Raw genomic sequence first — 13,697 nt, 5'->3', positions numbered from 1 at the left:
CCAGGGCGGTTCGGCGGAACGGGCTAGAGCGGCAGGGCCTGACCCGCCCTCACCTCAACGGAGTTGATCGGGGCAGGCACGGTCGGCCTGGCCTGCTGGGGCTCCTCCAGGAGCTGCTGAGGCACCGCCCCCGACCGCAGCGGCCGGAGCCCCGAGACCACTGTGTAGTCCTGTCCGAGGAACGGCGGTGCCACCTCTCCCGGGTCCTCGCCGAGAGCGAGCCGCACAGCCGCCCAGGGCGCGTTGATCCCGCACAGCGACAGCTGGTGCAGTCCGCCCGCGGGGCGCGTGTTGACGTCCATCAGCACCGGCCGGTCGCCGAACATCCGGAACTGGATGTTGGACAGGTAGTGCAGTCCGAACCCCTCCGCGATCGCCCGGGCAGGCTCCAGCCACTGCTCATGGAGCGTGAACCCGCGCCGGCGGCCGTTCTTCGTGCGGCCCACCGCCATCCGGATCCGGTTGTCGGGGCCGGTGAGACAGTCCACCGACACCTCCGGCTGCTCCAGGCGCGGCATGACCAGCCAGTCGACCTCTTCCTCGGCCTGCGCGAGGGCGTCCAGCACCAGATCCAGCGGCACGTACGGGCTCGGGAAGCCGTTGAGCTGCGCCATGGAGAAGGGGGAGCGGGTGATCACGCGGAAACCCACCCCGCCGGCCCCGGACGCCGGCTTGAAACAGGCCTTGTGCCCGGCGGCCTCCAGCTCCTCGACCGCGGCGACCAGCTCCTCGGCGTCGCGCACCCGCCACCACGGCGGCACCGGCACCCCGATCGCCTGGACCGCCTCGTACGCGATCACCTTGTCGTGGAAGACGGCCACCGCCTCCGGCGGCGGCGCCAGCAGGGCCGTGCCGACCGCCTCGAACTCCGCGCGGTGCGCCACCACCGCCGCCTGGTGCAGCCGCGGCACGAACACGTCGATGCCGCGGCGCTGGCACTGATCGAGGGCGTACTCGACGTACCCGGCCGGGGACAGGCCCTCCGGCTCCAGCTCGGCGGTGTCGGCGGCGGCCAGCACGGGGGAGTCGGCGTCACCGTGCGTGGCATGGATCTCGACGGCCCGGTCGCCGGGATTTCGGCGGAGCTGATCCATGAAGAACACGTTCTCCGCGTACGTGCGGTTGAGCCAGACGCGTACGCGAGAGACCATGCAGGCCACCTTTCACGGTTTGCGGGCACGGCGAAGCAGGCCGGGCCCGGCCAGGGAGTTTGGAGGTACACCAAACCGCCCCCTGCGAAGGGATGTTTTACGGCGGTGGTGTATAGGGCGATCATACGGCCCCGCGAAGGCCTCGCGTGCAACATGCGTGTTACGGATTTTCCGATCATGAGCGGACGGATCATGGGACACCGTGGTCGCGCCCCGACACACCCGCCGTGGGCGGGAACCCGTCTTGTACCGGACTCGCGAATGTGTTCTCGTGGTGCTTTCCACGTGCGGAGGGGGACGAGAGGTGGCGTCGACGGTCGGCGGTGCCGGACAGCTGCTGGCCATCAGTGACCTGCACATCGGCTACGAGGAGAACCGCGCGTTAGTCGAGAAGATGCGCCCGGAGACCGATGACGACTGGCTGGTGGTCGCCGGTGACGTCGCGGAGACGGTGGCCGACATCCGATGGGCCCTGCACACGCTCTCCGGACGCTTCAGCAAGGTCATCTGGGCCCCCGGCAACCATGAGTTGTGGACCCACCCCAGGGACCCCGTCACCCTGCGCGGCGTCGCCCGCTACGACTACCTGGTCGCCATGTGCCGGGAACTCGGCGTGGTCACCCCCGAGGACCCCTACGTCGTCTGGGAGGGCGTCGGCGGCCCCGTGGCCGTCGCCCCGCTGTTCCTGCTGTACGACTACTCCTTCCTGCCGGCCGGCTGCGCGACCAAGGAACAGGGGCTCCAGTACGCGCAGGGCACCGGCATCGTCTGCAACGACGAGTACCTGCTGCACCCCGACCCCTACCCCTCCCGCGAGGCCTGGTGCCGGGCCCGGATCGCCGAGACCGAACGCCGCCTCGACGCGCTCCCCGGCGACCTGCCCACGGTCCTGGTCAACCACTACCCGCTCGACCGGCACCCCATGGAGATCCTCTGGCACCCCGAGTTCGCCATGTGGTGCGGCACCGAGCTGACCGCGGACTGGCACCGCAGGTTCCGGGTGGAGACCATGGTCTACGGCCATCTGCACATCCCGCGGACCACCTGGCACGACGGCGTCCGCTTCGAGGAGGTGTCGGTGGGCTACCCGCGCGAGTGGCGCAAGCGCCCGGAACCGCCGGGACGGCTGCGCCGCATACTGCCCAGGGAGGTCGGGGCCCCGTGATCGAGGAACTGCTGCCGGACGCGGTGGTGACCGTGGAGGCGTACGGCGAGGAGGACGCCGAGGCCGCCCTGTACCCCGAGGAAGCGGCCGTCGTCGCGCGGGCCGTGGACAAGCGACGCCGTGAGTTCGCCGCCGTACGCCTCTGCGCTCGCCGGGCCATGGAGAAGCTCGGCGTGGCGGCACAGCCCCTCGTGCCGGGGGAGCGGGGCGCCCCGCGCTGGCCCGAGGGCCTGGCCGGCAGCATGACCCACTGCGACGGCTACTGCGCCGCCGCCCTGGTCCGCGCCGCCGACCTGGCCTCCCTCGGCATCGACGCCGAACCCAACGCGCCGCTCCCGGACGGGGTCATGGCCGCCGTGTCGCTGCCCGGCGAGGCCCAGCGGGTGAGCAGGCTCTCCCAGGAGCGGCCCGACATCCGCTGGGACCGGCTGCTGTTCAGCGCCAAGGAGTCCGTCTACAAGGCGTGGTTCCCGCTCACCGGCAAGTGGCTGGACTTCACCGAGGCCGACATCGACCTCTACCTCGACGCGCCCGGACGATCCGGCGGCGGCTTCAGCGCCGCGCTGCTCGTCCCGGGCCCGCAGGTCGGCGCCCGGCGCGTCGGCGTCTTCGAGGGCCGCTGGACCGTCGAGCACGGCCTGGTCGCCACGGCCGTCACGGTGCCGCACGGCTGAACCGCCTCACGGCTCCGGGCACCAGCTCTGCAGCAGCCGGAAGAACTCCTCCTCGTTGCCGGTCAGGCCGGCGTCCGCCAGGGCGCGCTCCGCCTCCGCGAGCACGCTCGGCGGCACCACGGGTGGCCGGGGATCGCCGGGCGGGCCTCCGGCGGCGTCGAAGGCGGCCCGCACGGTGTGCAGCAGCCGTAGATACGCCTGCACGGCGATGCGTTCGCGGTCCGTCAGTACAGCGGTGGGCATCGGTCGGCTCTCCCCAAGTCGGCGTCGTCTGTCCCGCCCCGCGGATGAGGGGCGCACCACCAGCTTGCCGTCCACCACTGACAATCGGGCCGGGACCACTCGCCGGTTCGCCCACTCAGCGGTGACGTGATGCGCCCCTGGCCTGCCCTGTCCGTCCCCGCCTGCCGACAAGGGCGCTCAGCCCTGCGGGCCCCGGTACCCGAGCGACGCCTCGATACGGCCCGCCAGCCGGTCCTGGCGCACCGGTCCCCGCAGCGTCGAACCCGCGAGCCAGGTACGGCACTTGCTGGCGAGCAGCAGCCCGAAGCTCTCGGCCTCCTGCTCGTCGGTGAGGTCGAAGCGGCTGCGCGCCGCCACCTGCCGTACCGTCGCCTCCAGCTGGGCGTCGTCCTGGAGCAGCCGCGCGGCCACTGCCGCGCCGTCGACGTGGTGGGCGCTGTGCCCGGCCTTCATGTGCCACAACTCGTGACCGAGGATCACCAACTGATGGTCCGGGGCGGTGCGTTCCTCGATCACGACGAGGTCCTGGTCGGCCATGTCGAGCCACAGCCCGCTCGCGGTGCCGGCCGGGAAGGCGGCCGTGCGGAAGCGGACGGGGCGGCCGCGGCGTCTGGCCATCGCCGCGCACAGGGCGCCGTACAGGTCCGCCGGGTGCGCCGGAGCGGGGAGCTCCAGTTCTCCGACCAGTTCGCCGCACAGGCGGTGCATGTCCCTACGGATGCCCACAGTTCTCCCCCGGGTCACGACTCGGGCCGCTTGACGCTCTCCAGGAGCATGTCCAGCCACTCGGCGACCTTGTCGCGATGCTGGTCGGTGGGCAGTTGCGCGGCACGCCAGGCGATCCCGCGCACGCCATGGTCCTGCAGCAGCCGCTCCAGCGGGTCCTCGGCCGCGACGGCCGCCTCCCGCTCGGCGAGCTGCTGGAGGAGCTCCTGCTCGGTGCGCTGGAGGGCGCCGGCGAGCGCCTCGGGGTCCTCCGCGGTGAGGAATCCGGCGTGCACCCGGAAGAAGCGCTGGATGGCGTCGCAGTGCTCCATCGTGGGGCGCCGGTCGCCGTTGATCAGGGCGCCCGCCTGCTGCCGCGACATGCCCGCGCCGTCGGCGATCTCCTGCTGGGTGTACTTGCGGCCGTTGGGCTTCAGCCGGGTGCGCCGCAGCAGGTCCAGCCGCTGGAGGAAGCGGGCCTGGACGTCGGGTTCGCCCGCGGGCCGGCCGCGCAGCAGCGCCTTGACCACGGGCTCGGAAACACCGGAGGCGACGGACAGCCGGCCGGTGTCGAAGACGTCGGTGTGCGGCACGCCCAGCCGGTCGGCGAGCGCGGTCACGCGAGCGACGACGGCCGGCAGTGCCGCCGTCCCCGTGGCGCCCGGTCCCTCGAAGCCACCCGTCACCGACAGAACTCCTACGTCTCTCACCGTGTTCTCACCAGCGGTCGCGTGTGAACTTCCCGGAGAGTAGCGGGTGGTTCGAACTCACATCCAGGTCTCGCCACAACTGTGGCCAATTTCAGCCGTCAACCGGCATGGAATGCCACGATAGTTGACACCGCTCGCATCGGGGCAGCAGGATCGGGGCGCCGCGTCAAGGCCGCACAGGCAAGAGGGGTGACCTCCCGATGGCATTTCAGGCAGGGCAGCGATCGGCACCGCGGCCCGTTCCCGGGGATCCGGAGGTCCAGGCCTATCTCCAGGACTGCGCGACGCTCCTGGAGGCCGTGTCCTTCCCCTCCGTCGTGCTGGACCACCGCTGGGACGTCGTCCTGGCCAACGCCGCATTCGCGTCACTCTTCCGGGGCGTGGGCCCGCATCCGACGGCCATGCCGGGTGACAACTTCCTCCGGTTCGTGCTCTTCCACCCCGACGCGAGCACGGTGCTCGGGGAGCACGAGTCCCGCTGGTGCCTGCCGATGCTCGCCAACTTCGCCGCCGCCGTGGAGCGCCAGGGGCACGACCACGGCCTCCAGGCCATCCGCCGGGACATCGCCCAGGACCCCATCATGGAGGCCGCCTACCGGCACGGCCTGCCGCACTGGATCCGCACGGTCGGCGAGCAGGCCCTCGCGCACGACGGGGCCGTACGACCGCTGCTGCACCCGGACCCCCGCTGGGGCGCCACCGACTGCCGGATCGTCGACGAGACACCGGGCGTCCTCAAGGACCTGGGCTACACGCGGATCACCCTGGTGCTGCGCGAGGCGCCTCGCCCCGCCCGCCCTTCCCGCAGAGCGGGACGCCCGCGGCGCACGGCGGCCCACCTGAGCGTGGTGGCCGCCCCCGAGGTCTGACAGGCACCGTCGGCGTTCAGGTCGCCGACGGCGCCTCGTCAGGACCCCTGTCGCCCCGGCTCCCGGCCCTGTCGCCCCGGCTCCCGGCCCGGCCGCCCCGGCTCCCGGCCCGGCCGCCCCGGCTCCCGGTCCGACCGCCCCGGCGGAAACCCTTCGTGAAGGCCCGCGTCGTGGCATTCCCAGCAACAGAACCATGTGACATAGTACTGCCGTGAGCATGCGACTGACCTGCGACGTCGTGGTCGTCGGGGCCGGGATGGTGGGCGCCGCCTGCGCGCTGTACGCCGCCCGGGCCGGACTCGACGTCATCGTGGTCGACCGCGGCCATGTGGCCGGCGGCACGACCGGAGCGGGGGAGGGCAACCTCCTCGTCTCCGACAAGGAGCCCGGCCCCGAACTCGGCCTCGCGCTCCTGTCGGTCCGGCTGTGGGCCGAACTCGCCCGGCAATACGGCGAGCTGGTGGAGTACGAGGCCAAGGGCGGCCTCGTCGTGGCCTCGTCCCCCGCAGGGCTCACCGCCCTCCAGCGCCTCGCCGACGAGCAGCGCGCCGCCGGAGTCCTCGCCCGGCCCGTCACCGGCACCGCCCTGTACGACCTGGAGCCTCACCTAGCCCCCGGCCTGCCGGGCGGCATGCACTACCCGCAGGACGCCCAGGTGATGCCCGCCCTGGCCGCCGCCCACCTGCTGCGCGCCTCCGGCGCCCGGCTCCTCACCGGCCGTACCGTCACGGCCGTCCCCCGCACCCCGGCCGGCGCGGTCCGCGGCGTCCGCACCGACCACGGCGACATCCACGCCCCGGCGGTCGTCAACGCCGCCGGCACCTGGGGCGGCGAACTGGCCGCCCTCGCCGGCACCCACCTGCCCGTCCTCCCGCGCCGCGGCTTCGTCCTCGTCACCGAACCCCTGCCGCGCCTGATCCGGCACAAGGTGTACGCCGCCGACTACGTGGCCGACGTCGCCAGCGACTCGGCCGCGCTGCAGACCTCACCCGTGGTGGAGGGCACGGCCGCGGGCCCGGTGCTGATCGGCGCCAGCCGGGAGCGCGTCGGCTTCGACCGGACCTTCTCGCTGCCGGTCGTCCGGGAGCTGGCGGCCGGCGCGACCCGGCTCTTCCCCGCCCTGGCGGACGTCCGCGCCCTGCGCTCCTACCTCGGCTTCCGCCCGTACCTGCCCGACCACCTGCCCGCCATCGGCCCCGACCCCCGGGTCCCCGGCCTGCACCACGCCTGCGGACACGAGGGCGCCGGCATCGGCCTCGCCACCGGCACCGGGCACCTCATCGCCCAGGCGCTCGCCGGGAAGACCCCCGACCTCGACCTGACGCCGTTCCGACCCGACCGCTTCCCCGAGCCCGCGGAGGCCGCGTGAGAACGCCCCTGGACCTGGCCGGAGCCCGCCCCGGCCCCGCCTTCACCGTCACGCTCGACGGCCGGGCGATCGAGGCCCTGCCCGGACAGACCGTGGCCGCCGCGCTCTGGACGGCCGGCGTCACCTCCTGGCGCACCACCCGCGGCGAGGGCCGCCCGCGCGGCGTCTTCTGCGGCATCGGCGTCTGCTTCGACTGCCTGGTCACCGTCAACGACCGCCCCAACCAACGCGCCTGCCTGGTCCCCCTGCACCCCGGCGACGCGATCCGCACCCAGGAGGGGACCGGCCACGATGACTGACCGACCCCACCTCGCGGTGATCGGTGCCGGCCCGGCGGGCCTCGCCGCGACCGTCGCGGCCGCCGCCCACGGCCTGCGGGTCACCCTGATCGACGCGGCGCCGGAGGCGGGCGGCCAGTTCTACCGCCACCCCCCGGCCGCCCTGCGCGCCCGCCACCCCGAGGCCCTGCACCACCAGTGGCGCACCTGGGAACGGCTCCGGGACGGGCTGCACACCCATGTAAAGGCTGAAAGAGTCAGGCAGTTGACGGATCATCATGTCTGGCTGGTCGAGCGGCGCCGTCACGGATTCACCGTGCACGCCCTCGTCGGACCCGAACAGCGGGACCCGGCGGAGGTGCGCGCCGACGCCGTCCTGCTGGCCACCGGCGGCTACGAGAAGGTGCTGCCCTTCCCCGGCTGGACCCTGCCCGGGGTCGTCACCGCGGGCGGAGCGCAGGCCATGCTCAAGGGCGGCCTTGCGGTGTCCGGCCGTACCGCCGTGGTCGCCGGGACCGGGCCGCTGCTGCTGCCGGTGGCGACCGGGCTCGCGGCGGCGGGCGTCCGCGTGGCCGCGCTCGTGGACTCGGCCGGACCGGCGGCCTTCGTACGCCGGTCCCGGGCGCTGCTCGCCGAACCCGCCAAGGTCATCGAAGGCGCCGGGTACACGGCACGGCTGCTGCGGCACCGGGTGCGCACGCTCACCGGGCACACCGTGGTCGAGGCGCACGGCACCGCACGGCTGGAGGCGGTCACCGTGGCCGCGCTCGACCGCGTGGGGCGGGTCAGGCCCGGCACCGCCCGCCGTATCCCTTGCGCCACCCTCGCCGTGGGGCACGGGATGCTCCCGGGTACCGACCTCGCCGAGACCCTGGGCTGCCGGCTCGACGGACTCGCCGTGCACGTCGACGACGAGCAGCGCACCGACGTCCCCGGCGTCTGGGCGGCGGGCGAGACCACCGGCATCGGCGGCTCGGCCCTCTCGCTCGCCGAGGGCCACATCGCGGGCCGCTCCGCCGCCGCCCGGCTGCACGGCACCGCACCCGACCCGCGCGCGTGGGCGGCGGCCACCCGGACCCGTACCCGGCTGCGCGCCTTCTTCGCCGCGCTGGACACGGTGTACGCCCCGCCCGCCCACTGGGCCGACCTGATCACCGACGACACCGTGGTGTGCCGGTGCGAGGAGGTCACCGGCGGCGCGATCCGCGAGTCCGTCGCCGGTCTCGGGGCCGGGGACGCGCGGACCGTGAAGCTGCTGACCCGGGCCGGGATGGGCTGGTGCCAGGGACGGATGTGCGGGCCGGCGGTCGCGGGACTGGCGGGGTGCGCACTCACACCGTCGCGCGGACCGTTCGCCCGGCCCGTGCCGCTCGGGGTGCTGGCACGGGCCGGGGAGACGGACGGCGATTGATCACCCCGCAGGACGCAGGACGCAGGACAGTGAAATGTCACACTTCACCGAGGGAAGGCCCGTATGACCACCACCGACCACCGCCCCTGGCACGGAGTCCTCGTCGCCACCGCCCTCCCGCTCCGCGACGACCTCTCCGTCGACCACGGCCGCTACGCCGAGCACTGCGCCTGGCTGGTGGCGAACGGCTGCGACGGCGTCGTGCCGAACGGCTCGCTCGGCGAGTACCAGGTCCTCACCCCCGAGGAGCGTGCCCGGGTCGTCGAGACCGCCGTGGCCGCCGTCGGCGGCGAGCGGGTCATGCCGGGCGTCGCCGCGTACGGCTCGGCCGAGGCCCGCCGCTGGGCCGAGCAGGCCCGGGACGCCGGGTGCGCGTCCGTGATGCTGCTGCCGCCGAACGCCTACCGCGCCGACGAGCGGTCGGTGCGGGCGCACTACGCCGAGGTCGCGAAGGCGGGCCTGCCGGTGGTCGCGTACAACAACCCCATCGACACCAAGGTCGACCTGGTGCCGGAGCTGCTGGCCCACCTGCACGCCGAGGGTCACATCCACGCGGTCAAGGAGTTCTCCGGTGATGTCCGCCGCGCCTACCGCATCGCCGAACTCGCCCCGGACCTTGACCTGTTGATCGGCGCCGACGACGTCCTGCTTGAACTGGCGCTGGCCGGCGCCAAGGGCTGGGTGGCGGGCTACCCGAACGCGCTGCCCGCGGCGACGGTGCGGTTGTACCGCGCGGCCGTCGCGGGGGACCTGGACACCGCGAAGGAGCTGTACGCGCAGCTGCACCCGCTGCTGCGCTGGGACTCTCGGGTGGAGTTCGTGCAGGCCATCAAGTTGTCCATGGACGTCGCCGGGAGGTACGGCGGTCCCGTGCGCCCGCCGCGCGTGCCGTTGCTGCCCGAGCAGGAGGCCGTCGTCCGCGCGGCCACGGAAAAGGCCCTCGCGGCCGGACGGGACTAGGGATCATGCGCAGCGAACTCGTCCTGCACGCCGTCGACTCGCACACCGAGGGCATGCCCACCCGGGTCGTCACCGGCGGCATCGGCACCGTCCCGGGCGCCACCATGAACGAGCGGCGGCTGTACTTCCGCGAGCACCGCGACCACATCAAGCGGCTCCTGATGAACGAGCCGCGCGGCCACTCGGCGATGAGCGGCGCGATCCTCCAGCCGCCCACCCGCCCGGACTGCGACTGGGGCGTCCTCTACATCGAGGTCTCCGGCTACCTGCCGATGTGCGGGCACGGCACGATCGGCGTGGCGACCGTCCTGGTGGAGACCGGCATGGTCGAGGTCGTCGAGCCGGTCACCACCATCCGGCTCGACACCCCGGCGGGCCCGGTCGTCGCCGAGGTCGCGGTGGAGGGCGGGGCCGCGAAGGCGGTCACCCTGCGGAACGTGCCGTCCTTCTCCGTCGCCCTCGACCGCAGGATCACACTCCCCGACGGACGCACGGTGACATACGACCTGGCCTACGGCGGCAACTTCTACGCCATCCTCCCGCTGACGGAGTTCGGGCTGCCCTTCGACCGCACCCGCAAGGACGACATCCTGCGGGCGGGCCTGTCCCTCATGGAGGCGATCAACGCCGAGGCGGAGCCCGTCCACCCCGAGGACCCCTCCATCCGCGGCTGCCACCACGTCCACCTGTACGCGCCGGACGCCACCGCCCGGCACTCGCGGCACGCGATGGTGATCCACCCCGGCTGGTTCGACCGCTCGCCCTGCGGCACCGGCACCAGCGCCCGCATGGCGCAGTTGCACGCCCGCGGCGAACTCCCGCTGCACACCGAGTTCGTCAACGAGTCCTTCATCGGCACGACGTTCACCGGCCGGCTCCTCGGCACCACCGAGGTCGCGGGGCGCCCCGCCGTCCTGCCGAGCTTCACCGGCCGCGCCTGGATCACCGGAACCGCCCAGTATCTCCTCGACCCGAGCGACCCGTTCCCGGCCGGGTTCGTGCTGTAGACCGGGCAGGGATAATGGCCGGTGACGCGTGACATTGCATTCCTAGGAGACAGCTCTATGGCCGCCCAGCCCGTCGGCGCCCCCTCCCTGCCCACGCTGGGCGGCAAGAAGCGCAGCTACCGCGAGGGGGTCGCGGACGCCCTGCGGGCCGCGCTGATCGCCGGTGAGCTGCTGCCCGGCGAGGTGTACTCGGCGCCGACCCTGGCCGCCCGCTTCGGCGTCTCGGCGACGCCGGTGCGCGAGGCGATGCTGGACCTCGCCAAGGAGGGCCTGGTGGACACCGTCCCCAACAAGGGCTTCCGGGTCACCGCGGTCTCCGACCGGCAGCTCGACGAGTACACGCACATCCGCGCGCTCATCGAGATCCCCACGGTGGTCGAGCTGGCCAGGACCGCCGACCCGGTCTCGCTGGAGGCGCTGCGCCCGGCGGCCCGGGAGATCGTGCAGGCGGCGGCCGCCGGTGACCTGATCGCGTACGTCGAGGCCGACACCCGCTTCCATCTCGGCCTGCTCGCCCTGGCCGGCAACGCCCACCTCGTCGAGGTCGTCGGGGACCTGCGCTCCCGCTCCCGTCTCTACGGGCTCACCGCGCTGGTGAAGGCGGGCCGTCTGCTGGCCTCCGCGGAGGAGCACCTGGAACTCCTCGACGCCCTGCTGGCCCGGGACGAGCACGCCGTGCGGCAGGTCATGACCCGGCACCTCGGCCATGTGCGCGGACTGTGGGCCGCGCGGGAGGCGGCGCGTCCCGCTCAGTGAGGCGGAGGCACGTCCGACCTGCTGACCGGCACGCCCCGTTTGAACGTCGAACTCCTCTTACTCCTGGAACACGAACGCCATGCCGGCAGGGGGCCGGTCACCTTCCGCCTCCCAGCAGCACTTCGCCGCCGGCCGGCGCGAGCAGCCCGCCCACGCACTGCTGATCACAGGTCCAGCACGAGCCGCATCCCCCGGCACCGGGACACGCAGATGAGCATGGTCTCCCCGGCCGCGCGCTCGGCGTCGCTCAGCACCGAGTCCCGGTGGTCGGGGGTGCCCTCGACGACATCCGTCTCGCAGGTTCCGCAGGTGCCCTCGGTGCAGGAGTACAGCACCTCGACCCCGGCGGCGCGCACCGAGTCCAGCACGGAGACCCCGGGCGGGACGGTGACGGTCCGGCCGCTCCGGGCGAGGACGACGTCGAACTCGGCGTCCTCTGCGGCCGGTTGCTCCTTCGGGCGGAACCGCTCGACGTGGAGGACTCCGGCCGGGCACCGTTCCTGCACCGCGTCCAGGAGGGGGCCCGGGCCGCAGCAGTAGACGAGGGTGCCGTCGGGGAGGCCGTCGAGGGCACCGCCCAGGTCCAGCAGTCCGGTCTCGTCCTGAGGGGCGAGCGTCACGCGGTCGCCGTAGCGCCGTAGTTCCTCGGTGAAGGCCATGGAGGCGCGGGTGCGGCCGCCGTACAGGAGCGTCCACTCGGCGCCCGCCGCGTCGGCCGCGGTGAGCATGGGGAGGATCGGGGTGATCCCGATGCCACCCGCGACGAAGCGGTAGCGGGCGGCCGGGCGGAGGGCGAAGTTCTGGCGCGGCCCGCGCACCCGGACGGTGTCGCCGGGCCGCAACCGCTCGTGCACGCAGGCCGATCCGCCCCTCCCGTCCGGCTCCCGCAGCACGGCGATCCGCCAGGCGGCGCGGTCGGCGGGGTCGCCGCACAGGGAGTACTGCCGCTCCATGCCGGGACCGAGGAGCAGATCGACGTGGGCCCCGGGCTCCCACGCGGGGAGCGGCCGGCCGAGGGGGTGGGCGAAGGTGAGTCCGAGCACCCCTTCCGCGAGCAACTCCTTCTTGCGGACGACGAGTTCGGTCATGAAGCGTGTCCCTCGGGGTGGCCGAGCATCCACTCCCACATCTCGACGGGGTCCTCGGCGGTGTGCTGGGCGCCGCAGTGACAGGTGCCGCGCGACACGTCGGTGCCCGGCAGCCAGTCGATCCGGTAGACCTCGCCGGTCGGAGCGGTCACAGCACCTTCTCCACGGGCTTGTCGCCCTCCTCGGCCAGCCGGGCGAGGATGCGGCGGGCGGCCAGACCGCCGGTGTCGATGTTGATGCTGAGTTCCTGGTAGCCGTCGGGTTCGGTGCGGAGCGAGCGCTGGAGCAGGTTGAGCGCGGTGACGTCCTGCATGACCACCGTGTGGTTGTTGCTCCGCAGGAACTCGGTGACCCCGGCGTCGTCCGTGGCCCAGTCGCGCGAAACGGCCCAGAAGTCGTACACCCTGCCCTCGGCGGAGGGGGTGATGGCGTACGTGATCTCGGTGTGGAAGCCGCCCGGGTCGCTGCCGTCGGCCACGGGCAGCACGCCGACCGGAGCGACCCTGCTGTGCAGGAGGTAGAGACAGGGCGCGTGGTACTCGATGTCCTGCCGGCGCATGATGCGGCCGCTGATGCCGGTCGACTCGGCGTAGAACGGCGGGCATTCGGCGTCGTCCATGTGCCGGCTCACCCGGACGATCCCCGCGCCCTCGTCGACCTCCGTGGTGATCGGCGTCTCGGCCACCTCGGGAGTGCCGATGTAACCGCCGTGCAGATAGGTCTCGTGGGAGAGGTCGAGGAGGTTGTCGACCAGGAGGCCGTAGTCGCAGTCGATGGGTTCCATGCCGCGGACGGTGGTCCAGCCGGGCGCGTCGAGGTGCGCGGCGCGCGGCACCGCCTGCGGATCGGCGAGCGCCGGGTCGCCGATCCACACCCACACCAGCGAGTCCTGCTCGATCACGGGGTAGGAGGCGACGCGGGCGGTGCGCGGCACGCGCTTCTGCCCCGGCACGTACACGCAGGCCCCGGTCGTGTCGTAGGTGAACCCGTGGTACCCGCAGACGATCCGGTCCCCGTCGAGCCGCGTCGGCGCCTCCGACAGCGGGTACCTGCGGTGCACACATCGGTCGTGCAGCACGACGGGGGTGCCGTCCTGCTCGCTGCGGTAGAGAACGAGCGTCTCCCCGAGGACCGTCCGGCCGAGCAACTCCCGCCCGACCTCATGGCTGTAGGCGGTGACGTACCACTGGTTCCTGGCGAAGGCGGTGGTGTGTGGCATGGCATTCCCGTCCCTGAGAGCGGGGCGCCGTCGCCCCGCGTGCCGTGGTGGGAACCAGGGTCGTGCGGCTCAGGGTGGCGGGGCAAGGCGGC

General features: G+C 73.3%; 16 protein-coding genes. 9 read left to right on the top strand and 7 right to left on the bottom strand.

Translation table 11 applies throughout. The annotated features are described in order from the left end of the window. Positions 1–23 precede the first annotated feature (23 nt). Positions 24–1,151: an ATP-grasp domain-containing protein gene (locus M8H82_RS12960; RefSeq protein WP_250073318.1), complete on the bottom strand. Its 1,128-nt coding sequence runs from the start codon at positions 1,149–1,151 to the stop codon at positions 24–26. A 304-nt stretch (positions 1,152–1,455) separates the two neighbouring features. Here M8H82_RS12960 and M8H82_RS12955 point away from each other — a divergent pair, with 304 nt between their 5' ends. Together M8H82_RS12955 and M8H82_RS12950 are read left to right on the top strand one after the other, a co-directional pair. Next, positions 1,456–2,316 carry a metallophosphoesterase gene (locus M8H82_RS12955; protein WP_250073316.1) on the top strand — a complete coding sequence of 287 codons (861 nt, stop codon included), beginning with the start codon at positions 1,456–1,458 and terminating at the stop codon, positions 2,314–2,316. Next, on the top strand, positions 2,313–2,990 hold the full coding sequence (locus M8H82_RS12950; protein ID WP_250073315.1) for a 4'-phosphopantetheinyl transferase superfamily protein: 678 nt from the start codon (positions 2,313–2,315) through the stop codon (positions 2,988–2,990). Before M8H82_RS12955 ends, M8H82_RS12950 begins: the two co-directional genes overlap by 4 nt. 6 nt (positions 2,991–2,996) lie before the next feature. On the opposite strand, the gene M8H82_RS12945 is transcribed toward M8H82_RS12950, so the two are convergent. From M8H82_RS12945 to M8H82_RS12935, 3 genes are all read right to left on the bottom strand, one after another. Continuing rightward, on the bottom strand, positions 2,997–3,233 hold the full coding sequence (locus M8H82_RS12945) for a hypothetical protein (RefSeq protein WP_250073312.1): 237 nt from the start codon (positions 3,231–3,233) through the stop codon (positions 2,997–2,999). 177 nt (positions 3,234–3,410) lie between these two features. Then, the gene (locus M8H82_RS12940) at positions 3,411–3,941 is read right to left on the bottom strand and encodes a toxin-antitoxin system, toxin component (protein ID WP_250073415.1); all 531 of its coding nucleotides are present in this window, start codon (positions 3,939–3,941) and stop codon (positions 3,411–3,413) included. 32 nt (positions 3,942–3,973) lie between these two features. Then, the gene (locus M8H82_RS12935; RefSeq protein WP_250073310.1) at positions 3,974–4,624 is read right to left on the bottom strand and encodes a helix-turn-helix transcriptional regulator; all 651 of its coding nucleotides are present in this window, start codon (positions 4,622–4,624) and stop codon (positions 3,974–3,976) included. 224 nt (positions 4,625–4,848) lie between these two features. On the opposite strand from M8H82_RS12935, the gene M8H82_RS12930 reads away from it, so the two are divergent. The 7 genes from M8H82_RS12930 (at position 4,849) to M8H82_RS12900 (ending at position 11,298) form a co-directional block, all read left to right on the top strand. Further along, positions 4,849–5,517: a hypothetical protein gene (locus M8H82_RS12930; RefSeq protein WP_250073308.1), complete on the top strand. Its 669-nt coding sequence runs from the start codon at positions 4,849–4,851 to the stop codon at positions 5,515–5,517. A 211-nt stretch (positions 5,518–5,728) separates the two neighbouring features. Then, positions 5,729–6,886, top strand: a complete 1,158-nt coding sequence (locus tag M8H82_RS12925) for an FAD-binding oxidoreductase (protein WP_250073306.1) — start codon at positions 5,729–5,731, stop codon at positions 6,884–6,886. Further along, positions 6,883–7,185 (top strand): (2Fe-2S)-binding protein, encoded by a 303-nt coding sequence (locus M8H82_RS12920; RefSeq protein ID WP_250073304.1) that lies wholly within the window; start codon positions 6,883–6,885, stop codon positions 7,183–7,185. The genes M8H82_RS12925 and M8H82_RS12920 overlap by 4 nt, the downstream gene beginning before the upstream one ends. After that, positions 7,178–8,575 carry an FAD-dependent oxidoreductase gene (locus M8H82_RS12915; protein ID WP_250073303.1) on the top strand — a complete coding sequence of 466 codons (1,398 nt, stop codon included), beginning with the start codon at positions 7,178–7,180 and terminating at the stop codon, positions 8,573–8,575. Before M8H82_RS12920 ends, M8H82_RS12915 begins: the two co-directional genes overlap by 8 nt. A gap of 63 nt (positions 8,576–8,638) precedes the next feature. Continuing rightward, entirely contained in the window at positions 8,639–9,535 is an 897-nt protein-coding gene (locus M8H82_RS12910; RefSeq protein WP_250073302.1) for a dihydrodipicolinate synthase family protein, read from the top strand. 5 nt (positions 9,536–9,540) lie between these two features. Then, entirely contained in the window at positions 9,541–10,542 is a 1,002-nt protein-coding gene (locus tag M8H82_RS12905) for a proline racemase family protein (protein WP_250073301.1), read from the top strand. Between the two features lie 57 nt (positions 10,543–10,599). Then, positions 10,600–11,298 (top strand): GntR family transcriptional regulator, encoded by a 699-nt coding sequence (locus M8H82_RS12900; RefSeq protein ID WP_250073300.1) that lies wholly within the window; start codon positions 10,600–10,602, stop codon positions 11,296–11,298. Positions 11,299–11,462: 164 nt separating this feature from the next. Here M8H82_RS12900 and M8H82_RS12895 read toward each other — a convergent pair whose 3' ends face one another. The 3 genes from M8H82_RS12895 to M8H82_RS12885 are packed head-to-tail and all read right to left on the bottom strand — an operon-like array spanning position 11,463 to position 13,605. Continuing rightward, a complete protein-coding gene (locus tag M8H82_RS12895; protein ID WP_250073299.1) occupies positions 11,463–12,386 on the bottom strand; it encodes a PDR/VanB family oxidoreductase in 924 nt (307 codons plus the stop codon). Then, on the bottom strand, positions 12,383–12,538 hold the full coding sequence (locus tag M8H82_RS12890; RefSeq protein ID WP_250073298.1) for a hypothetical protein: 156 nt from the start codon (positions 12,536–12,538) through the stop codon (positions 12,383–12,385). Before M8H82_RS12890 ends, M8H82_RS12895 begins: the two co-directional genes overlap by 4 nt. Continuing rightward, a complete protein-coding gene (locus M8H82_RS12885; RefSeq protein WP_250073297.1) occupies positions 12,535–13,605 on the bottom strand; it encodes an aromatic ring-hydroxylating dioxygenase subunit alpha in 1,071 nt (356 codons plus the stop codon). The genes M8H82_RS12890 and M8H82_RS12885 overlap by 4 nt, the downstream gene beginning before the upstream one ends. Positions 13,606–13,697: the final 92 nt, after the last annotated feature.

Origin of the sequence: Streptomyces sp. YS415 (assembly GCF_023544665.1) — a bacterium.
Classification (GTDB): Bacteria; Actinomycetota; Actinomycetes; order Streptomycetales; family Streptomycetaceae; genus Streptomyces.
Note: the sequence above shows the minus strand (reverse complement) of the source record. Positions and strands in the feature narration are given on the sequence as shown.

Excerpts from the sequence above, each read along its gene's own strand:
- M8H82_RS12960 (WP_250073318.1), bottom strand. The coding sequence starts at position 1,151 with ATGGTCTCTCGCGTACGCGTCTGGCTCAACCGCACGTACGCGGAGAAC.
- M8H82_RS12945 (WP_250073312.1), bottom strand. The coding sequence starts at position 3,233 with ATGCCCACCGCTGTACTGACGGACCGCGAACGCATCGCCGTGCAGGCG.
- M8H82_RS12940 (WP_250073415.1), bottom strand. The coding sequence starts at position 3,941 with ATGCACCGCCTGTGCGGCGAACTGGTCGGAGAACTGGAGCTCCCCGCT.
- M8H82_RS12930 (WP_250073308.1), top strand. The coding sequence starts at position 4,849 with ATGGCATTTCAGGCAGGGCAGCGATCGGCACCGCGGCCCGTTCCCGGG.
- M8H82_RS12915 (WP_250073303.1), top strand. The coding sequence starts at position 7,178 with ATGACTGACCGACCCCACCTCGCGGTGATCGGTGCCGGCCCGGCGGGC.
- M8H82_RS12910 (WP_250073302.1), top strand. The coding sequence starts at position 8,639 with ATGACCACCACCGACCACCGCCCCTGGCACGGAGTCCTCGTCGCCACC.
- M8H82_RS12905 (WP_250073301.1), top strand. The coding sequence starts at position 9,541 with ATGCGCAGCGAACTCGTCCTGCACGCCGTCGACTCGCACACCGAGGGC.
- M8H82_RS12900 (WP_250073300.1), top strand. The coding sequence starts at position 10,600 with ATGGCCGCCCAGCCCGTCGGCGCCCCCTCCCTGCCCACGCTGGGCGGC.
- M8H82_RS12895 (WP_250073299.1), bottom strand. The coding sequence starts at position 12,386 with ATGACCGAACTCGTCGTCCGCAAGAAGGAGTTGCTCGCGGAAGGGGTG.
- M8H82_RS12885 (WP_250073297.1), bottom strand. The coding sequence starts at position 13,605 with ATGCCACACACCACCGCCTTCGCCAGGAACCAGTGGTACGTCACCGCC.